This window comes from Achromobacter sp. 2789STDY5608621, from assembly GCF_001299375.1.
In the GTDB taxonomy this organism is placed as follows: Bacteria; Pseudomonadota; Gammaproteobacteria; order Burkholderiales; family Burkholderiaceae_B; genus Achromobacter; species Achromobacter insuavis.
This window is the reverse complement of record NZ_CYTU01000003.1, coordinates 218368-237457: the sequence shown is the minus strand read 5'-3', so window position 1 is coordinate 237457 and position 19090 is coordinate 218368. Positions and strand designations below refer to the sequence as shown.

Sequence of the window (19090 nt, the reverse complement as noted above, 5' to 3'; positions counted from 1 at the left end):
CCGAAGGCCTGAAACCATGTCTTTTATCCCCCATCCTGAATACCCCGATGCCGCCGGGCAGTTCGGCCGTTATGGCGGCCGCTACATGCCCGAGACGCTGGCGCCCGCGCTCGATGCGCTGGAACACACCTTCCGCGCGGTGCGCGAGGACCCCGCCTTCTGGGCCGAGTACCGCGCCATGCTGGCCGACTACGTGGGACGCCCGAGCCCGCTGCTGCATGCCCAGGCGCTCAGCGAGGAACTGGGCGGCGCGCGCATCTTCCTCAAGCGCGAGGACCTGAATCACACCGGCGCCCACAAGATCAACAATTGCCTGGGCCAGGCGTTGCTGGCGCGGCGCATGGGCAAGCGCCGCATCATCGCCGAGACCGGCGCCGGGCAGCACGGGGTGGCCACCGCCACGGTGTGCGCCTTGTTCGGCCTGGAATGCGTCGTCTACATGGGCGCCGTCGACGTGGCGCGGCAGTCCTCCAACGTGGCGCGCATGGAGATGCTGGGCGCCCAGGTCCGGCCGGTGCCGGACGGCAGCGCCACGCTGAAGGACGCGATGAACGCCGCCATCCGCGACTGGATCGCGCATCCGGACGACACCTATTACCTGCTGGGCACCGGAGCCGGGCCGCATCCCTATCCCTGGCTGGTGCGCGAACTGCAGAAAGTCATCGGCGAGGAAACGCGCGCGCAGATCCTCGCGAAGACCGGACGGCTGCCGGACGCGATGGTCGCCTGCGTGGGCGGCGGCTCCAACGCCATCGGCTTCTTCTATCCGTTCCTGAACGACGCCGGCGTGCGGCTGTTCGGCATCGAGGCGGCCGGGCGCGGCACGCAGACCGCCGAGCACGCGGCCAGCATCGGCGAGGGATCCCCCGGCGTTCTGCATGGCTGCCGCAGCTACTTCCTGCAGGACGCGGACGGCCAGATCCAGAACGCGCATTCGATCTCGGCCGGTCTCGACTACCCGGGCGTCGGCCCGGAACACGCGCTGCTGCACGATACCGGGCGGGTCGTCTACGAATCGGTCACCGATGCCGAGGCGGTCGACGCCTTTCTGTGGCTGACGCGCCGGCAGGGCATCATCCCCGCGCTGGAAAGCGCCCATGCCCTGGCCTACGCCAGGCAACTCGCGCCGCGCATGGACCGCGAGCAGGCGCTGGTGGTATGCCTGAGCGGGCGCGGCGACAAGGACTTGAATTCGGTCCTGCAATTCACCGGAGACGCCGCATGAGCCGTATCGAACAGACTTTGGCGGCGTTGCGCGCCGCCGGCCGGCCGGGCCTGGCCGCCTATTTCACGGCGGGCGACCCGTCCTACGATGACTGCCTGGCCTTGCTGAAAGGCCTGCCCGCCGCCGGGGCCGACGTGATCGAACTGGGCATGCCGTTCAGCGACCCGATCGCCGACGGGCCCGTGCTGCAACAGGCCAATGCGCGCGCACTGAAGGCGGGGCAGACCTTGCGTCGCACGCTCGACCTGGTCGCCGCTTTCCGCGAGGAGGACGAGCGCACGCCGGTCGTGCTGATGGGCTATCTGAACCCGCTGCTGCGCTATGAAGCGGCCAGCTTCATGGCCGACGCGGCCTGGGCCGGCGTCGACGGGCTGATCGTGGTGGATCTGTCGCCCGAGCATGCCGCCGGCATTGAACGGCTGGCGCGGCGCCACGGCATCGCCATCATCAAGATGACCGCGCCGACGACCACGGAAGCGCGCCTGGAGAGGGTGCTGGAAGGCGCCAGCGGGTTCGTGTACCACGTGATGCTGGCGGGGACGACGGGCGCGGCGCTGCCTTCGGACGCCGTGATCTCCGGTGCGCTGGAACGGATCCGCGCGAAGACCTCCCTGCCGATTGCCGCGGGCTTCGGCGTGCGGACCGCCGAACAATTGAAGGCGGTCGGGCGCCATGCGGATCTGGTGGCGGTGGGGACCCGGCTGGTCGAGGTGCTGGCGGCAGGCGGGGTGGGGGCGGCGCTGGCGGAAGTGCGGGGTTTGGGGGCGGCGGCCAGAGGGGAGTGATGGCTAGGATGGGACACCGACGGTTTCCCGAGGTGGGCAAATCCCTTCACACACCGACCGCCTGAGCGCCTGTCGCCCTACGCTGATCCGTTTCTCGGGAGACGGATATCAAGGGGCGCATATTCTGCCTGGCCATCGTGGCGGGCGCGGGGGCGGTGCAGACACTCGCGGCGCTGCCGGGGGCGGGGTTCTATCTGTCGGCCGGGGCGGCCTGCGTTGTGTTGCCGTTGGCTCTACGGCGTTGGCGCGGCCGGCTGGCGGGGATGCTGGCCTGCCTGGTCGCGGGGCTGCTGGCGGGCGCCGTCAACGCCGCGATACAGGCGCAATGGCGGCTGGACGACGCATTGGCCGACCTGCACCAGAACGCCGTCGCGCGGCTGGCGTTGCGCGTGGCCGAGCTGCCCGACGATGACGCGGGCGGCGTGCGTTTCGTGGGCGAGCAGGTCGGGCCGGCGCGTTCCGGCATTCCGCGGCGCATCCTGGTGTCGTGGTTGGCGCCGCCCGGCGCGCAGCCGGGGCTGCCGGCGGTGGCGCCGGGCCAGGTGTGGCGCATGGCGCTGGTGCTGCGCCGGCCGCATGCGCCGCTCAATCCCGACGCGCCGGATGGCGAGGCGCGCCTGTTCGCGCGTGGCCTGCGCGCCACGGGCACGGTGCGAGGCCAGCCGCGCTTGCTGGAAGACCAGCCCTGGGCGTCAGCCGGTGTCGCCATCGAGCGGGCCCGGTATCGGGTGCGCGCAGGCATGCGGCGCGCCCTGGGCGCGCATCGCTACGCGCCGGTGCTGATCGCGTTGGCGATCGGCGACCAGGCTGGCGTGGCGCGCGACGACTGGCGCCTGTTCAATCGCAGCGGCATCACCCATCTGGTGTCCATCAGCGGCATGCATGTGACGTCGATCGCGGGCCTGGCGGGCTGGCTGCTGGCGGCGGCGTGGCGGCGCGCGCGCTGGCGCGGTGGCAGCCTGGCCGAGCGGGTGCCGGCGCGCATTGCCGGCGGCGCCGCGGCGATGGTCGTGGGGCTGGCGTATTGCCTGTTGGCGGGTTGGGGCGTGCCGTCGCGGCGCACGTTCTTCATGTTGCTGGTGGTGTTGGCGGCGGGCTGGTCGCGCCTGCGCATATCGGCGGGGCGGGTGCTGGCGTTTGCCGCCGCGGCGGTGGTGATGCTGGATCCGTGGGCGCCGATGGCGGCGGGCTTCTGGCTCTCGTTCGGCGCGGTGGCGATCCTGCTGCGCGTGGCGCAGGCGCCGCGCGACGCGGATGCCGGATGGCGGCAGCGCTGGCGCGCGACCCTGTCGCAGGCCGCGCGCTTGCAGCTGACGGTGACGCTGGGCTTGACGCCGTTGCTGGCGTTCCTGGTGCACCAGGTGTCGCTTGGGTCGCCGCTGGCCAACGCGGTGGCGATTCCGGCGGTGACGTTCCTGGTCACGCCGCTGGCGCTGCTGTGCGCCATGTTCTCCGCGGCGCCGGCCACGGCCGGCGTGGCCGCGGTGGCGGGGCAGGCGGGCGCGTGGGTGTTCGACCTGGCGATGACGGTGGTGGCCTGGGTGGGCAATGCGGACTGGGCCAGCTTCACGGTGGCGGCGGCGCCGTGGCCATGGCTGCTGTGGGCGCTGGCGGGCATGGTGTGGGCCTTGCAGGCACAGGGCTGGCCGGCGCGGCGCCTGGGCTGGCTGTGCATGTTGCCGCTCCTGTGCTGGCGGCCGGCGCGGCCCGAGCCGGGCGACTGGCGCATGAGCGCGATGGATATCGGGCAGGGCAGCGCGATCCTGGTGGAGACCGCGAGCCAGGCCTTGCTGTTCGACGCCGGTCCGCGCCATTTCGGTGGCGGCGACGCGGGCGAGCGGGTGATCGCGCCGCAGCTGCAGGCGCGCGGCATCGGTCAGCTGGATGTGCTGGTGCTGTCGCACGCGGACCTGGACCACGTGGGCGGCACGCGCTCGGTGCTGGCGGCGGTGCCGGTGGCGCGCAGCTATGCGTCGTTCGATGTGGCGGCATGGCTGCGGCGCGATGCCAGGTTGTGGCCCGAGCCGCGCGCGGAGGCCGGGACCGGCGCTGGGCGGCCCGCGAGCGGGGGGGCGGACGTGCCGGCGGATCGTCCGCCGGATTACGTTCCGCCTGCGCGGATGCTGCGCTGCGAGCGCGGCGACAGCTGGCGCGTCGACGGCGTGACCTTCACCTTTCTGCATCCCGCGCCGGGCGCCGAGGTGCGCGGGGGCGACCGCAATGCCAACAGCTGCGTGCTGCGCATCGAGGGCCGCGCCCATTCGCTGCTGCTGACGGGCGACATCGGCGTGGCGCAGGAGCGCGAGCTGGCCGCACTGGGCCTGCCGCCGACCGATATCGTGCTGGCGCCGCATCACGGGTCGGCGTGGTCATCCGGACGGGAACTGGCGGCGGCCTCGCAGGCCGGCCACGCGATTGCGCAGTGCGGCTATCTGAACCGCTTCGGACATCCGGCGCCGGCGGTGGAGCGGCGCTGGCTTCGCGCCGGCGCGGTCTTCTGGCGCAGCGACCGCGATGGGGCGGTGCTGGCCGAGTCGCGCGCCGGCGGCCTGTCGGTGTGGGCGCAGCGCGCGCGGCAGCGGCGCTACTGGCAGGGGCGTTGAACCGGCCGGCCCCTGACTCAGCCGGCCTTGGCCTGCGTTGCGCTGATGCCGCACCATTGGGCAATGAAAAGCGCGATGGTCTTGGTGATCAGCCGCAGCGATTCGAGATGGACGCGTTCGTCAAAGCCATGGATGTCGAGCGACTTCGGACCATAGACCAGCGTCGGCATGTCGCCATAGATCACGAAGACGCGGGCGTCGAGATAGCCCGGAGTCGTGAAGCTTTCGAGGTCGCTCTTGAAGGCCTGCTGGTGGCATTCGCGCAGCGTGTTTTCGGCATCGCTGCCTTCTTCGAGCACGTAGCCCTCGGCATAGAAGCCGGTGTAGGTGACCTGGGGCGGCGTGCCGCCAAGCCGCGGGTCGGCGACGGCGTCGCGCAGGCAGGCGTCGATCTGGGCGCGGGCCTCATCCGCGGTGGTGCCCGGATAGATCGCCGCGCGCACGTCGAATTCACACCAGGGCGGTACCGTCGACGGCCAGTCGCCGCCCTCGATCTTGCCGATATTGAAGTTGATCGGATGGTCGAGGTGTTCGAAATGACGGTGGCAGTGGTGTTCCGCGTTCCATTTCGCCTCGATCCCGCGCAGCGCTTCGATGGCGGCGTAGGCGGCGTCGATGGCGTTGAAGCCGTTGGCCATCTCGCGGGTATGCGTGGGATGACCCTGCACGCGGACCTTGAACCACAGGACGCCGACGTTGGCTCGGACCAGCATGTTTTCTTCCGGCTCCGGAACGATCACGGCGTCGGCCTGGTAGCCGCGCAGCAAGGCGGCCAGGGCGCCGTTGCCGGTGCATTCCTCTTCGACCACCGACTGGAAGTAGATCGGGGCGGCGGGTTCATAGCCGGCGGCGCGCACGGCGTCGTAGGCATACAGGTTGGCGGCCAGGCCCGCCTTCATGTCGGCCGCGCCGCGGCCATACATCCAGCCGTCGATGATCGCCGGATCCCACGGCGAGCGGGTCCACATGTCCACGGGGCCGGTGGGCACCACGTCGATATGCCCGTTCAGGATGAGCGAACGGCCCTGCTGCTGCGCGGGACGATAGGTGCCGACGACATTGAAGGCGTTTTCGTACGAGACGGTCACCGGGCCGAAGCCGGGGTGGGACTCGATGTCCTTGACGTCGATCTTCCAGCGGTCCATCGCGAAGCCGCGCGCGCGCATCGCCTCGTAGAGGAAGTCCTGCGCGGTATGTTCCTGTTCCCGCAGCGAAGGAAAGCGCACGAGATCCTGGGTGAAGGCCAGCTGGGCGTCGAAATGCGCGTCGACGGCCTGCAGGATCCGGCGGGTCTGCTCCTCGGAGAGGGCGGGCGGGGTGGTGGTCTGTGTCATGGGGGTTCCTGAAAGAAGGGAAGAGCGGCGAGTCAGGCGGCAGGGGCGGGGGTGATGCCCGGCGCGTCCAGCGCGAGGCGGCGCTTGTGGCCGGCCAGCGCCCAGATCGACACCAGCGTGATCGCTGAAAGCATCGAGTAGAAGAACGCGAGCGGCAGCCACTGTCCGGGGTAGTGATAGGTCAACCAGGTGCCGACCAGCGGCGTCATGCCGCCGGCGACCGCGCCGCACAGCTGGTACGACAGCGAGATGCCGGAGTAGCGCACGTGGGTGGGGAACGCCGAGCTGATGTAGCCGGCCATCGCGGAATAGATCGCGGCCATGAAGACCAGCACGATGGCGATGCCGCCGATGATGCTGTACGGCGTGCCCTGCGACACGAGCATGAACATGGGATAGGGCGCCAGCACCGAGCAGAAGGCGGCCGTGATGAGCACCCGGGTGGGACCGAGGGCGTCGGCCAGCCAGGCCGCCAGCGGCTGCACGAAGAACTGGATGATGGCGACCACGAACAGGCAGTCGAGGATCAACGTGCGGCTCAGGCCCATCGTCTGGGTGGTGTACGACAGCATGAAGGTGTTGGTGAAGTAGATGCCGCCGATCGCCACGGTGCACACGCCCATGCACAGCAGCACGGTGCGCCAGGCGGTGCGCAGCACTTCCTTGGCCGGGATCTCGGCGCGCTCCTGGCGTTCGAGCACCTTGGCGAAGTCGGGCGATTCATTGACGCCGACCCGGATGAAGTAGCCGACCAGCAACAGCACCGCGCTGATCAGGAAGGGCACGCGCCAGCCCCAGCTGACGAAATCGGCTTCGTCCAGGGCCGTCAGCAATCGGAAGGCGAGCAGGGAGAGGATCAGGCCGGCCGGGCTGCCCAATTGGGCGAACGAGGCGGCGAAGGTGCGGCGGCGTTGCGAGGCATGTTCGCCGGCCATCAACACGGCGCCGCCCCATTCGCCGCCGACGGCCAGGCCCTGCGCCAGGCGCAGCAGCAGCAACAGCGCGGGCGCCCACAAGCCGGCGCTGGCGTAGCTCGGCAGCAGGCCGATGCCGACCGTGGCCAGGCCCATGATGACCAGGGTCGCCATCAGCGCGTTCTTGCGGCCGACGCGGTCGCCGAGATGGCCGAAGATGACGCCGCCGAGCGGCCGCGCCAGGAAGCCGGCGGCGAAGGTGCCGAATGACGCCATGGTGCTGACGAATGGATCGGCCGTGGGGAAGAAGACTTTGCCGAAAACCAGCGCGGCGGCGGTGGCATAGATATAAAAGTCGTACCACTCGATGGTGGTGCCGACGAATGCGGCGGTTGCGGCCCGGACGGGCTGGCGCGCCGCCGGCGCATGGGCGGGAGCGGTCATGGTTTTCCTCTTGGGAGTTTGTCGTTGTTCGAAGGCGTGTTTATCGCTCTCGCGCCGATATAACGTCAATTTATGATTTTTAATTTTTTACTTAAGTAAAATTGATGTCTTCCGATTTCCCGCAAGGACCCCCGATGACGCGCGCTCACCCCGCCGACCCCCGCAGCGGCGATCGCCTCGACTGGAACCTGCTGCGCACCTTCCTGGTCATCGTGCAGGAGCGCAGCATCAGCGGCGCGGCCGCCAAGCTGCACCTGACGCAATCGGCGGTCAGCCAGGCGCTCAAGCGGCTGGAGGAACAGCTGGACCGGCGCCTGATCGAACGGCACAACCAGGCGTTCACCGTTACCAACGCCGGTGAAGAGGTATGCCGCGCGGCCGAGGCGATCTACGGCAACGTGTCGCAGCTGCTGGCCGATGTCTCGCAGACGGAGGTCGAGGCGACCGGCCGCATCCATCTGCTGGTCGCCAGCCGCATCCATTCGCAGGTCTACGACGATTTCTGGGCGGCGTTCCACAAGGCCTGGCCGCGTATCGACGTGCAGATGGATGTGCTGCCCAGCAGCGAGATCGTCACGCTGATGCAGCAGCGCGTGGGCACGGCGGGTATCGCGTTGTGCCGGCAGATGCCCAAGCGGCTCGAGAACAAGGTTTTCCTGCATCAGCGCTACGCGCTGTTCTGTGGACGCAACCATGCGCTGTTCGGGCGGCAGGATCTGCGCATCGAAGACCTGATGGGCGAGAACTTCGTCTCTTTCGCCAGCGATGCCCTGGGCGACAGCCTGTCGCCGTTGACGATCTTTCGCGACCAGCGCGGCTTTTCAGGGCGGGTGGTGGCGACATCCACGCAGCATGACGAGGTCAAGCGGCTGCTCATCGCCGGTTTCGGCATCGGCTGCCTGCCCGAGCACAGCGTGCGGCGCGACCTGGCCGAGGGCCGGTTGTGGCGGCTGCCGCCTGGCGAAGGCGTGTGCTCGGTCGATCTGCACCTGTTGTGGCATCGGGATGTGCAACGCAGTCCGGCCGAGGCCGCCTTCCTCAAGCACTTTCGCGACTATATCGACGGCTTCACCATGGCCGAACGGCTGGTGCCCTCGTAGTCAGCGCGATCTGGTGGGGATGCTCGTGTGTCTGCCTGAATATTCCGGGGGCGTGCGTCGAACGTTGCGGCGTATTGGCTAGCGTCCTGATTCAGGCCTTGTGACTTGCACCCTGCAATCGAGACTGGCAATGGGAGGAGATGGGTCCTGGGCGTTCAGCAGTACGAATACATCGACATAGCGGTCCGCCTCCAATTTGTCCACGGTGACCTCCGTGCCGATAGAGCGGGCACCACCGATCGATACTACGCCTTCCACGCCGCGCAATTGGACTATCTCGTTCATGACATGAGTGACTACCCACTCGGCGCGCGCCATCGCGAGTGCCTGATTGGAGCCGTACATGCGCCGAGGTTCCGGTTTGAGATCGCGCTTGTCCACGCGTCCGACGATTTGCCAGCCGCCGATCACGCCGCCGGGGCCATAGGCTTTCAATGCGGTGGTCATGCACCGTAGTGCCGAATCGGCGTCGCCAACGTGATCCCCATCAGGGAACGGGCCAATGGAAGCGACGCGGTGAAGCATAGTGTGAAAAGGCCTGGCCGGCGGGGAAGGTTCTACCGACCGTGACTGCTTTATAAGACTGATCTCTATTTTCAATGAATCAACAAGGCGGTCCAACCGGAAAAGGGCTGCGTCGATATTGCCTATCGAGAGACCGATGCTGCCAGTAACAACGCCGAGTGTTGCGAGGGTTGCTCCGAGCAGATGCTGCTTTGTCCGAATAAGCAACATGATTCCCGCTAAGAAGAGCGAGACGCCTATAGCGAACAAGGCACCACGCAGCCACGAAAGGAGAGCGGGATGGTGTTGAGGCGGAGCCTCGAGGTCACGTGCCGTTTGCGGTGCAGGGGGGGAAACGACAACCACACATTGTGCCGCGCAAGGCCTGATGTCTTGAGTTGCCGAGGAAAGTTGGAGGATATGAAGTCGCCCCATTATCACTATGATGGCTATGGCGCATAGCGCGAAAGCCATGTAGCAATAGATTCGTATGAGTTGGGCCCGTCGGCGTTCGATCTTTTCGTTGTGTCTTAATTCTTCGTACTCGATCCTGGACAACGCACCTTGCACGATCTTGTCCAGCTCGTCGGCTAAGTGAGTGAGTAACTTAGACGCATATTTTGCCCAGTCAGGAAAATAGAGTCCCTGATGGGGCAGGAATTCAAGTTGATTCAAATGCGCCCGAAGCACCGGATCCACGGTTTGCAAGAGCGTGGACGAGTCGTCAAGTTCGCTCTGGACCTCCGTTCTCCACCGTAATGCTTCTTGATACAGGATTCGTTGTACGGTTTCATGACTGCGAGGGTCAGGTTCCTCATTCCAGGCAATATTCGGCCCTTGAGCGCGGATATGACGGATGCGATGCGCATCAAGCAGGAATACGGATAATCGTATATCTCGCGTGATCGCGTTGATCAAGTCAATCTCGTGAGTCCGGCCAATTGTCACTTGTCGCTCGCACAGTTCTATGTTACTCAAGTTAACTAATGTAACATTTTTAAGGCCTGTGCTATTTGTTCATCGCCTCGTCTGTACGACTCAAGGTCGAAATATAAAACCCGTGTGTAGGGCTGTGCGATTCGATCCACCAAGATAGGGATACCCGCAATCATTCAATAATCATAATCAGGAGTTACCCGAAAACGAGATCGAGGTTGTGATGTCAGAGTTGGGCTGACCTTCGTCTATTCACCACATTAGCGCGGCCTGGCGGCGATGCCGTCGCGCACCTGGCGGAACATCGTCATCGCGGCCGGCATGGCGTCGCGCAGGGTGGCGCAGGCCATGTGGACGCTGCCCTGTGGCAGAACGACGTCGGCGTAGTAGTACAGCGTGTCCGCGCGGCCGGGGCCCGGCGCCGCGATGTAGTCCAGGCCTTGCACACCGCCGAGGGTGAACCGGTCGTATAGCTCGATGGATCCGCGCAGGTTGCGTTGCCGGCGTTCGGCCGCGGCGACCTGGGCGCGCAGCGTGGGCGCGGCCGACGGCTTGGCGCCCGCGGGCGTGGCCAGGAAACCGATGCGGCACAGGTACTTGGCGTCCGGCGCCGGGGGCGGAAAGCCGTCGGGGCTGGACACCTCGATCAAGGCATCGTATCGGCCGCGGGCGGAGGCGGGGCCGACCCGCATTGGCGAGGGCACGGTGACGCCGAAGCCGGTGGCGGCATCGACGTAGCGGCGCGGCGGAATGTCGGTGGGCGGGGCCCGGTCGGTGGCGGGCGCCGTGTCGTCTTCCTGCTGGAAGCGCAGCGGCAGCATCAGCTCGGTCTTTTCCTGGGTCATGGCGTCCGGAAAGGCCGGCAGCGGACCGGCGCGCCGCACCATGGCGACGGCGGCCTGGTCGACCGCGGCGTCGCCGGAGGACCGGCTCACCACGACGTCGTAGATGGCGCCGTTGCGCAGCGCCGTGATCTTCAGGGACAGGCTGATCGGGCCGCTGAGGCGGTGCGCCTCTTTCGGATAATCCAGGCGGCTGATCAGGCGGCGTTGCACGGCCCGGGTCCATTCGGCTTCGTTGCCGGGGGCGGCGGCCATGACGGGAACGGCGGCGCAGGCCAGGGCAAGGGCCAGGCCGATAGCGAGCAAGCGTGAGCGCATGGGGGAGTCTCTCCTGGTCAGCCGAAGGCGGCGCGCACCGCGTCGAAGGCGGCCGCGATCATGGGTTCCTCGCGCCGCGAGGCCAGCGTGATGAAGGCCAGTTCCGCCTCGATCGACAGCCCCGGCGCCAGCGCCAGCCCGTGCGCCTGCGATTCGCGCAGGGCGATGGAGTCGCGCGCCAGGGTCAGGCCGACGCCGGAGCGCACCAGGTCCAGCATCGAGGCCTCCTGGTCGACCTCGGCGACCGCGTTGGGGGCGACGCCCAGTTCGCTGAATTTCGCCGCGAGCAGGCGGTGATGGACCGAGTCGGGCGGCGTCCAGATCCAGGGCAGGGCGGCGATTTCGTGCCAGCCGCGGCCGGCCAGTTGCGGCCCCCAGCCCTTGGGCGCCACCACGTAGTACGAGAACGCCGCCAGCGGCAGGGCATGCAGCGCCGGCTGACCGTGCCCCGGGCCGCGCGGACCGAGCGAGAAGCCGACGTCCAGCTCGCCGTTGCGCACCAGGCGGGCGACCGAGCCGGACATGCCGTGGCGCAGGGTGGGGCGGATCTTGGGGTAGTGCTGCACCAGGTATTGCAGGGTGGCGCCCAGCCGCAGGAATTCGGGGTCGAGGATGGTGCCCAGGCGCAGTTCCCCCTGCACCGTGACGCGCAGGGCGCCGATGGCGCGCTCGAAGTCTTCCAGCGCGTCCAGCACGCGCTGGGCCGAGGGCAGCAGGGCGCGGCCGTCGGCATTGGGCGCCAGGCCCTGGGCGGTGCGGGTGAACAGCGGCAGGTCCAGGGCCTCCTGGAAGCTCTTGAGCTGCAGGCTGAGCGCCGGCTGCGTCAGGTGCAGGTGCTCGGCCGCGCGCGTCAGGTTGCCGACGCGCGCCACGGCGGCAAAGGTGCGGATGTGCTTGAGGTCCATGGCTCGTTTCCCGCGTAAAGGGCGATACCCATTATTAAAGAGACTTATAAAGCGCTTTTCAACAATTCATTGGACAGGGCCGGCCGGCTGCGCGACAGTGGCACGGCCACTTGAGACTTAAAAGAAGAAGCGCAAATGGAGACATACGACTACATCATCGTGGGCGCGGGGTCGGCGGGCTGTGTGCTGGCCAACCGCCTGAGCCGCGATCCCGCGGTGCGCGTGCTGCTGCTGGAGGCGGGCGGGCGCGACAACTACCACTGGATCCACATCCCGGTCGGCTACCTGTATTGCATCGGCAATCCCCGCACCGACTGGATGTACCGCACCGGCGCCGAGCCGGGCCTGGGCGGACGCTCGCTGATCTATCCGCGCGGTCGCGTGCTGGGCGGCTGCTCATCGATCAACGGCATGATCTACATGCGCGGCCAGCGCCAGGACTATGACGAATGGGCCGGGATCGCCGGCGATCCGGCGTGGAGCTGGGACCAGGTGCTGCCGGTGTTCAAGCGCAGCGAGGACCATTACCGCGGGGGCGACGAATTCCACGGCGCCGGCGGCGAATGGCGGGTCGAGGCGCAGCGGCTGCGCTGGGACATCCTCGACGCCTTCGCCGATGCGGCCGCGCAGGAAGGCATTCCGCGGGTGCAGGATTTCAACCGGGGCGACAACTTCGGGGTCGGCTATTTCGACGTGAACCAGCGCCGCGGCTGGCGCTGGAATACCGCCAAGGCGTTCCTGCGGCCGGTGCGCGAGCGCAGCAACCTGCACGTGATGACGGGCTCGCACGCCGAGCGCCTGCTGTTCGAGGGCACGCGCTGCGTCGGCGTGCAGGTGCGGCGCGAGGGCCAGTCCGTCGGCGTCCGCGCGGCGCGCGAGGTGGTGCTGGCGGCGGGCGCCGTCAACACGCCGCAATTGCTGGAACTGTCGGGGATCGGCGAGCCGGCGCGCCTGCGCGAAAGCGGCATTGCGCTGCGCCATGCCTTGCCCGGCGTGGGCGAGAACCTGCAGGACCACCTGCAACTGCGCGTCATTCTGAAGGTGCGCGGCGTGAAGACGCTGAACCGCATCGCTTCGACCTGGTGGGGCAAGGCCGGCATCGGGCTGGAATACCTGCTCAACCGCAGCGGGCCGATGAGCATGGCGCCGTCGCAACTGGGCGCCTTCGCCAAGTCCGATCCGGGCCAGGCGCGCGCCAACCTGGAATTCCATGTGCAGCCCTTGTCGCTGGGCGCGTTCGGCGAGCCGCTGCATGGCTTTGACGCGTTCACCGCCAGCGTCTGCAACCTGCGGCCGGCATCGCGCGGCAGCGTGCACGCGCAAGGCGTGGACGGCTCGTTGCCGCCGGTCATCACGCCGAACTATCTGCGCGAGGAACAGGACCTGAAGGTGGCGGCGGACGCGATCCGGCTGGTGCGGCGCATCAGCGCGGCGCCGGCGCTGCAGCGCTACCAGCCCGAGGAATGGCTGCCGGGTCCGGCGTACCAGAGCGAGGCCGAGCTGCGCGAGGCGGCCGGCAAGATCGGCACCACCATCTTCCACCCGGTCGGCACCTGCGCCATGGGCCGCCGCGCCGATGACGGCGCGGTGGTGGATGCGCGGCTGCGCGTGCATGGCCTGCAAGGCCTGCGCGTGGCCGATGCGTCGATCATGCCGACGATCACGTCGGGCAACACCAATTCACCGACCATCATGATCGCGGAACGGGCGGCGCAGATGATCCTGGAGGACGCGGCGCGGGTCGGCGCCGAGGCGCGGGCGGCCGAGCTGGTGGCGTGATGGGAGCGTGATGGGGGCGCCCGCGATGAGGCGGGCAAGACTGCGCGTGACTCACTCACCCTGCTGACCCGCTATCGGCCGCTGCTCCAGTTGGAGGCGCAGCGGCCGATATCCTCGTCAACGCAGCGAGCGGTACATCTCCTGGCGCTGCGGATGCGTCAGGATCACCTGCCACAGCTGCCCTTCGCGCGAGCGGAAGAAGCCGGCGCAACACATCAGGTAGTACTGCCACATGCGGTAGAAGCGCGTGCCGTAGCGTTCCTGCAGCCGTGGCCAGGCGCGCTGGAAGTTGTCCCACCAGGCCATCAGCGTGCGGTCGTAGTCGGCGCCGAAGTTGTGCCAGTCCTCGATGATGAAGCGGCCTTCGACCGCGGTGCTGATCTCGCGCGCCGAGGGCAGCTTGCCGTTGGGGAAGACGTAGCGGTCGATCCAGGGATCGGTGCTCTGGCTGGTCGAGGCGATGCCGATGGTGTGCAGCAGGAAGATGCCGCCAGGCGCCATCAGGCGCTGCACGTTGGTGAAGTAAGTGTCGTAGTTCTTGGGGCCGACGTGTTCGAACATGCCGACCGACACCACCTTGTCGAAGCTGCCCTGCAGGTCGCGGTAGTCCTGCAGCAGCAGTTCCACCGGCAGGCCGCGCACGCGTTCCTGGGCCAGCGCCAGCTGTTCCTTGGAGACGGTGACGCCGGTGACCCTGGCGCCGTAGCGTTCGGCGGCGAACTTGGCCAGTCCGCCCCAGCCGCAGCCGATGTCCAGCAGGGTCTCGCCGGGCTTGAGCTGCAGCTTGCGGCAGATCATGTCGAGCTTGGCTTCCTGCGCGGCTTCCAGCGTGTCGGCCTGTTCCCAGAAGGCGCAGGAGTAGATCATGCGGCTGTCGAGCATGGCCTCGAACACGTCGTTGCCGGCGTCGTAGTGCTGTTCGCCGACCTCGAAGGCGCGGCTGCGCGATTGCAGGTTGAACAGCTTGTGGCGCAGGTGTTCGGCGATCAGCTTGACGCGCGCCAGGCCCAGGGCGGCCGAACCCATGTCGGCGCGCAGCAGGCGGGTGAAGAGTTCGTCGAGCTGCTCGCAATCCCATTCGCCGTCCATGTAGGACTCGCCCAGCCCCAGCGACCAGCTGGCGAAGACGCGCTCGTACATGTGCTTGTCATGAACCTGGATATCCCAGGGGCGCGAGCCGTTGATCTGGACGTCGGCGCGCGCCAGCACGTCCTGCAGGACCTTGGGCGGTTCGGGCGGCGGGGCGGCCTCCGGGCGGGAGGGGGTTAGCTGAGTAGTCGGACTGCTTTGGTGCATAGTGGCTCCATATCAATTCTGGACTGACTGATCTGGCAATGCTCGAAGCGCATAACTCTCGCCCGGACCGGCGGATGGAATCCAATTTAATGATTGAATCGGGCCGATAGGCAATCTAATTTCAGCGGGCCGTCAGCGCCGGGATACCTCGGCCACTGAACCGGGACCCGCCAATCTTAACCAACGTATGCTGCTGCGCAAGGCCCAGGTGCATCCTGCCACCAACAGGCCCGTGGCGACGATAAAGACCATGGAAGTAATGGTGTCGTTGATATCGAACGAATAATCGTAACGATGACCTGACCAATAACCCAGGAGGCTGTACAGCAGCACCGCGGCCAGCAGCAGTAGCCAGGGTGTGCGCGGCAGCCGTTCCAGCCCCGGCCGCTGGCCGGTGAAGGCGCGGATGCTGCGCCGCAGCCACCATAGCGCGGCGAGCGCCGGCAGGGCCAGCGCGTAGCGGGAAATCAGGACCACTCCGAAGATGTCGCCGCTGGCGGTCAGCGTCAGCAGCCAGGGCGGCACCAGCAGCAGCGCCAGCAGCCAGGCCAGCACCAGTTGCGGGCGGCTGCCGCGGCCGGCCCGCGCGCCGACGGCCAGGCCGATGATCAGCACGCCGAACAGGGCGGCGATGAAGAGCAGGGCGGCGGCGACGTAGCCGCCATTGAGCATGTATCCACCGGGCATGGCGCGTGGGGTTCCCGAAGCCGTGAGGCGACGCGCCATTCTAGGCCAGTCAGTCGCCATCGAAAGGCGTTGCGGGCGCGTCGCGGGCGGCGGGAACGCCGCTACACTGGTTGCCTGTTGTCGGCGGGCCGCGGTCCGCCGTGTCGCGTCCGTTTCAAGGGGAGTCCCATGGCCACGCGCATTCATCTTTTCGGCGCATCCGGCTGCGGCGCCACCACGCTGGGCGCGGTCCTGGGCGAGCGCCTGGACGTGCCCCACCTGGAAGCGGACGACTACTACTGGGTGCCGACCGATCCTCCCTTCACCGACAAGCATCCCAAGGAGGAACGCTGGCGCCGCATCCGCGAACGGCTGCGGGGGCATGACGACTGGGTGCTCAGCGGCGGCTCGGTCTATAACTGGGGCGAAGGGCTGGTGCCCGAATTCACGCTGGTGGTGTTCCTGCGGCTGCCGGCGGCCGAGCGCATGGCCCGGCTGCGGCGGCGCGAGGCCGAACGCTACGGCGCGGCGCTCGACACCGACCTTGCGGCCCGGGAGAAGAGCCGGCGGTTCCTGGAATGGGCGGCCGGCTACGACAGCGGCGCCGAAGGCACCCGCACGCCCGAGCGGCACCGGCAATGGATCCGAGAATTGCACTGTCCGGTGCTGACGCTGGACACCCGCGCCAGCGTGGCGGACCTGGCGGACCAGGTGCTGGCCGCGCTGCCCGCGGACGCGCCGGCAGCGCGGCGGCATCCCTAGCGGCGCCGCCTGCCGGCGGCGCAGGCCAGTGACTGCGTCCTGGCTCGGCGCACGCTTGCGTCCCGGCGTCGCGGCGCGCTTGCGTCCTGGCGCCGGCGCGCGCTTCCGATAAGATACCGGCCATGCACGGCGCCGCCATCGCGGCCGCGCGCCGGTTTTTCGGAGCACAACGATGTTGGATGCGAGTCTGGAACCCCGTTTGGAATTCGTCACCTGCGCCAGCCCGGCGGGCCTGCACCGCATGGCTTACTGGGAATGGGGCGATCCGGCCAATGACCGGGTGCTGGTCTGCGTCCACGGCCTGACCCGCAGCGGGCGCGATTTCGATACGCTGGCCCGGCGCCTGGCGGGGCAGTTCCGGGTGGTGTGCCCCGACGTGGTCGGCCGCGGCCGCTCGGACTGGCTGGTCAACCCGGCGTTCTATACCGTGCCGCAGTACGTGTCCGACATGGCCACCCTGGTGGCGCGGCTGCGGCCCGCCACGCTGGCGTGGGTCGGCACCTCGATGGGCGGGTTGATCGGCCTGGGGCTGGCCGGCGCCGCCGCGTTCGCGCGGGCCATGCTGCCGCTGCGCCCGCATGCCGGCATGTTGCCGCCGCAGGACGGCATCCGGCTGTCGAAGCTGGTGCTCAACGACGTCGGCCCGCGCCTGGAGACCGGCGCGCTGGGCCGCATCGGGCAGTATGTGGGCGAGCCGGGCGCGTTCGGTTCGTTCGCCGAGGCGGTGGCGGCCATGCGCGCCAATTCCGAGACCTTCGGGCCGCATACCGACGCGCAGTGGGAGCACCTGGCGCGCTTCGTCTATCCCGAGCAGGGCGGGCAATGGGTCAAGCACTACGACCTGGCGCTGGCGCAGCCGATGGCGCTGCAGACCGGCGACGAGCTGGCCGCCGGCGAGCAGATCCTGTGGCGCTCGTATGACGCGGTGGACTGCCCGATCCTGATCGTGCGCGGCGAGCAGTCGGATCTGCTGACGCGCGCGACCGTCGATGAAATGCGCCAGCGCAATCCGCGCGCCCAGGCGGTCGAGGTGGCCGGCGTCGGCCATGCGCCGACGCTGATGGCCGATGACCAGGTCAAGGCGGTGGCGGACTTCCTGCTGGCTTGACGGCCGCAAGCGGCGCGCGGGGCGCCGTGCGTGGTTCCTGTCGGGCGTCCGCTCGCGGCGGCCAGCTCGCCTCCGCGTCCGCCATATTGGGGACGCCGCCGGCCGGCGCCGCTACCCAGGGGGACGGGGCTTCTCTACAATAGGCTGCATGAAACCTTCCGCGCTCAACATCGATCTGCATTGCCATTCCACGGTCTCGGACGGCGCCCTGGCGCCGCGCGACGTGGCGCAGCGCGCGCACGCCAACGGCGTCGATGTCTGGGCCCTGACCGACCACGATGAAGTCGGCGGTCTGGCCGAGGCCGCGGCCATGGCCGATGAACTGGGCATGCGCTTTGCCACCGGCGTCGAGATCTCGGTGACCTGGGCCGGCCTGACGGTGCACATCGTCGGCCTGCGTTTCGACCCGTCCAACACCGCGCTGGTCGAAGGCCTGCGCAAGACGCGCTCGGGCCGTGCCGACCGCGCCCGCCGCATCGGCGAACGCCTGGCCGAGATGGGCATGCCCGGCGCCTATGAGGGCGCGCTGCCGTTCGCCGGCAATCCGGAATTGATCAGCCGCACGCACTTCGCGCGTTATCTGGTCGAGGCCGGCTACTGCCCCGACGTGCAGACGGTCTTCACCAAGCACCTGGGCGACGACCGGCCCGGCCACGTGCCGATGCAATGGGCCACGCTGGCCGAGGCGGTGGGCTGGATCCGCGGCGCGGGCGGCATCGCCGTCATCGCGCACCCGGGGCGCTACAAATACACGCCGTTGCAGTTCGCCGCGCTGTTCGACGAATTCCTGCAGCTGGGGGGCGTGGGCATCGAGGTCAACACTGGCAGCCACACCGTGGAAGAGGCGCGGCAATATGCCGACGTGGCGCGGCGCTATGGCTTTCTGGCCTCGCGCGGTTCCGACTTCCACAGCCCCAAGGAAAGCCGGATGGACCTGGGCCGCCTGCCGCCCCTGCCGTCCGATCTGAAGCCGGTCTGGCACGACTGGTTCTAGGCGCCGCGCCGCCTGGCCCCGGCGCGGCGTGTCCGCGCCGCCCTTGAACCGACTTGAACTGATTGCGCGCCCGAGGCGCCGCCGCCATGAACAAAGCATTTGTCAAAGAATCCGACAACGAGGACGACGACGACCTGCCGCAGGCCCAGGCCCTGCCGGCCGGCACCAAGAACTACATGACGCCGGAAGGCTACGAGCGCCTGCGCGGCGAGCTGACGCACCTGATGAACGTGGAGCGGCCGTCGGTGGTGCAGGTGGTGTCGTGGGCGGCGTCCAACGGCGACCGTTCCGAGAACGGCGATTATCTCTATGGCAAGAAGCGCCTGCGCGAGATCGACCGCCGCATGCGCTTTCTGACCAAGCGGCTGGACATCGCCGAAGTGGTCGATCCGGCCGCCCAGCCCAACCGCGACCAGGTCTTCTTCGGCGCCACGGTGCTGTATTCCGACAAGGCGGGCGAGGACCACACCGTCACCATCGTCGGCGTGGATGAGGCCGAGCCGCTGGCCGGCAAGATCAGCTGGATCTCGCCGGTGGCGCGGGCGCTGATCAAGGCGCGCGAAGGCGACACGGTG

16 protein-coding genes are annotated in these 19090 nt (G+C 68.2%); 9 read left to right on the top strand and 7 right to left on the bottom strand.

The genetic code is table 11. From position 1 onward, the window contains the following. Positions 1 to 16: 16 nt before the first annotated feature. The 3 genes from trpB (at position 17) to AOZ53_RS05140 (ending at position 4613) form a co-directional block, all read left to right on the top strand. Positions 17 to 1225, top strand: a complete 1209-nt coding sequence (gene trpB / locus AOZ53_RS05150) for a tryptophan synthase subunit beta (RefSeq protein WP_054487108.1) — start codon at positions 17 to 19, stop codon at positions 1223 to 1225. Beyond that, on the top strand, positions 1222 to 2010 hold the full coding sequence (gene trpA, locus AOZ53_RS05145; protein WP_054487106.1) for a tryptophan synthase subunit alpha: 789 nt from the start codon (positions 1222 to 1224) through the stop codon (positions 2008 to 2010). The genes trpB and trpA overlap by 4 nt, the downstream gene beginning before the upstream one ends. Before the next feature lie 155 nt (positions 2011 to 2165). Then, on the top strand, positions 2166 to 4613 hold the full coding sequence (locus AOZ53_RS05140; protein ID WP_231690568.1) for a DNA internalization-related competence protein ComEC/Rec2: 2448 nt from the start codon (positions 2166 to 2168) through the stop codon (positions 4611 to 4613). Between the two features lie 17 nt (positions 4614 to 4630). Here the strand turns inward: AOZ53_RS05140 and AOZ53_RS05135 are convergent, their stop codons facing one another. Next, positions 4631 to 5947: an ArgE/DapE family deacylase gene (locus tag AOZ53_RS05135; protein ID WP_054487103.1), complete on the bottom strand. Its 1317-nt coding sequence runs from the start codon at positions 5945 to 5947 to the stop codon at positions 4631 to 4633. Between the two features lie 32 nt (positions 5948 to 5979). Beyond that, complete coding sequence (locus AOZ53_RS05130) at positions 5980 to 7305, bottom strand: MFS transporter (RefSeq protein ID WP_054429830.1); 1326 nt, start codon at positions 7303 to 7305, stop codon at positions 5980 to 5982. 134 nt (positions 7306 to 7439) lie between these two features. Between AOZ53_RS05130 and AOZ53_RS05125 the strand changes: the two genes are divergently transcribed. Then, complete coding sequence (locus AOZ53_RS05125; protein ID WP_054487101.1) at positions 7440 to 8405, top strand: LysR family transcriptional regulator; 966 nt, start codon at positions 7440 to 7442, stop codon at positions 8403 to 8405. 78 nt (positions 8406 to 8483) lie between these two features. Here the strand turns inward: AOZ53_RS05125 and AOZ53_RS34090 are convergent, their stop codons facing one another. From AOZ53_RS34090 to AOZ53_RS05110, 3 genes are all read right to left on the bottom strand, one after another. Beyond that, positions 8484 to 9827 (bottom strand): hypothetical protein, encoded by a 1344-nt coding sequence (locus tag AOZ53_RS34090; RefSeq protein WP_156333262.1) that lies wholly within the window; start codon positions 9825 to 9827, stop codon positions 8484 to 8486. 278 nt (positions 9828 to 10105) lie between these two features. Continuing rightward, entirely contained in the window at positions 10106 to 11005 is a 900-nt protein-coding gene (locus AOZ53_RS05115) for a TonB family protein (protein ID WP_082385520.1), read from the bottom strand. A 17-nt stretch (positions 11006 to 11022) separates the two neighbouring features. Next, the gene (locus AOZ53_RS05110; RefSeq protein ID WP_054487097.1) at positions 11023 to 11910 is read right to left on the bottom strand and encodes a LysR family transcriptional regulator; all 888 of its coding nucleotides are present in this window, start codon (positions 11908 to 11910) and stop codon (positions 11023 to 11025) included. 135 nt (positions 11911 to 12045) lie between these two features. Between AOZ53_RS05110 and AOZ53_RS05105 the strand changes: the two genes are divergently transcribed. Further along, entirely contained in the window at positions 12046 to 13689 is a 1644-nt protein-coding gene (locus tag AOZ53_RS05105) for a GMC family oxidoreductase (protein ID WP_054487095.1), read from the top strand. Between the two features lie 117 nt (positions 13690 to 13806). On the opposite strand, the gene cfa is transcribed toward AOZ53_RS05105, so the two are convergent. Both cfa and AOZ53_RS05095 read right to left on the bottom strand, forming a co-directional pair. Next, positions 13807 to 14985, bottom strand: coding sequence for a cyclopropane fatty acyl phospholipid synthase (gene cfa / locus AOZ53_RS05100; protein ID WP_054429825.1), 1179 nt, complete (start codon positions 14983 to 14985; stop codon positions 13807 to 13809). Between the two features lie 132 nt (positions 14986 to 15117). Beyond that, entirely contained in the window at positions 15118 to 15657 is a 540-nt protein-coding gene (locus AOZ53_RS05095; RefSeq protein WP_054429824.1) for a hypothetical protein, read from the bottom strand. Between the two features lie 183 nt (positions 15658 to 15840). Here AOZ53_RS05095 and AOZ53_RS05090 point away from each other — a divergent pair, with 183 nt between their 5' ends. From AOZ53_RS05090 to greB, 4 genes are all read left to right on the top strand, one after another. Further along, positions 15841 to 16413 (top strand): AAA family ATPase, encoded by a 573-nt coding sequence (locus AOZ53_RS05090; RefSeq protein ID WP_054429823.1) that lies wholly within the window; start codon positions 15841 to 15843, stop codon positions 16411 to 16413. Positions 16414 to 16585: 172 nt separating this feature from the next. Further along, entirely contained in the window at positions 16586 to 17521 is a 936-nt protein-coding gene (locus AOZ53_RS05085; protein ID WP_054429822.1) for an alpha/beta fold hydrolase, read from the top strand. Positions 17522 to 17669: 148 nt separating this feature from the next. After that, positions 17670 to 18515, top strand: a complete 846-nt coding sequence (locus tag AOZ53_RS05080; RefSeq protein WP_006395761.1) for a 3',5'-nucleoside bisphosphate phosphatase — start codon at positions 17670 to 17672, stop codon at positions 18513 to 18515. 86 nt (positions 18516 to 18601) lie between these two features. Then, positions 18602 to 19090, top strand: a 489-nt coding sequence (greB, locus tag AOZ53_RS05075) for a transcription elongation factor GreB (RefSeq protein WP_054487094.1), incomplete at its 3' end; no start/stop codon positions are given.

What these genes read in the sequence shown, in the direction of transcription:
- trpB (WP_054487108.1), top strand. Translation starts at nt 17, where the DNA reads ATGTCTTTTATCCCCCATCCTGAATACCCCGATGCCGCCGGGCAGTTC.
- trpA (WP_054487106.1), top strand. Translation starts at nt 1,222, where the DNA reads ATGAGCCGTATCGAACAGACTTTGGCGGCGTTGCGCGCCGCCGGCCGG.
- AOZ53_RS05135 (WP_054487103.1), bottom strand. Translation starts at nt 5,947, where the DNA reads ATGACACAGACCACCACCCCGCCCGCCCTCTCCGAGGAGCAGACCCGC.
- AOZ53_RS05130 (WP_054429830.1), bottom strand. Translation starts at nt 7,305, where the DNA reads ATGACCGCTCCCGCCCATGCGCCGGCGGCGCGCCAGCCCGTCCGGGCC.
- AOZ53_RS05125 (WP_054487101.1), top strand. Translation starts at nt 7,440, where the DNA reads ATGACGCGCGCTCACCCCGCCGACCCCCGCAGCGGCGATCGCCTCGAC.
- AOZ53_RS05115 (WP_082385520.1), bottom strand. Translation starts at nt 11,005, where the DNA reads ATGCGCTCACGCTTGCTCGCTATCGGCCTGGCCCTTGCCCTGGCCTGC.
- AOZ53_RS05110 (WP_054487097.1), bottom strand. Translation starts at nt 11,910, where the DNA reads ATGGACCTCAAGCACATCCGCACCTTTGCCGCCGTGGCGCGCGTCGGC.
- AOZ53_RS05105 (WP_054487095.1), top strand. Translation starts at nt 12,046, where the DNA reads ATGGAGACATACGACTACATCATCGTGGGCGCGGGGTCGGCGGGCTGT.
- cfa (WP_054429825.1), bottom strand. Translation starts at nt 14,985, where the DNA reads ATGCACCAAAGCAGTCCGACTACTCAGCTAACCCCCTCCCGCCCGGAG.
- AOZ53_RS05095 (WP_054429824.1), bottom strand. Translation starts at nt 15,657, where the DNA reads ATGCTCAATGGCGGCTACGTCGCCGCCGCCCTGCTCTTCATCGCCGCC.
- AOZ53_RS05090 (WP_054429823.1), top strand. Translation starts at nt 15,841, where the DNA reads ATGGCCACGCGCATTCATCTTTTCGGCGCATCCGGCTGCGGCGCCACC.
- AOZ53_RS05085 (WP_054429822.1), top strand. Translation starts at nt 16,586, where the DNA reads ATGTTGGATGCGAGTCTGGAACCCCGTTTGGAATTCGTCACCTGCGCC.
- AOZ53_RS05080 (WP_006395761.1), top strand. Translation starts at nt 17,670, where the DNA reads ATGAAACCTTCCGCGCTCAACATCGATCTGCATTGCCATTCCACGGTC.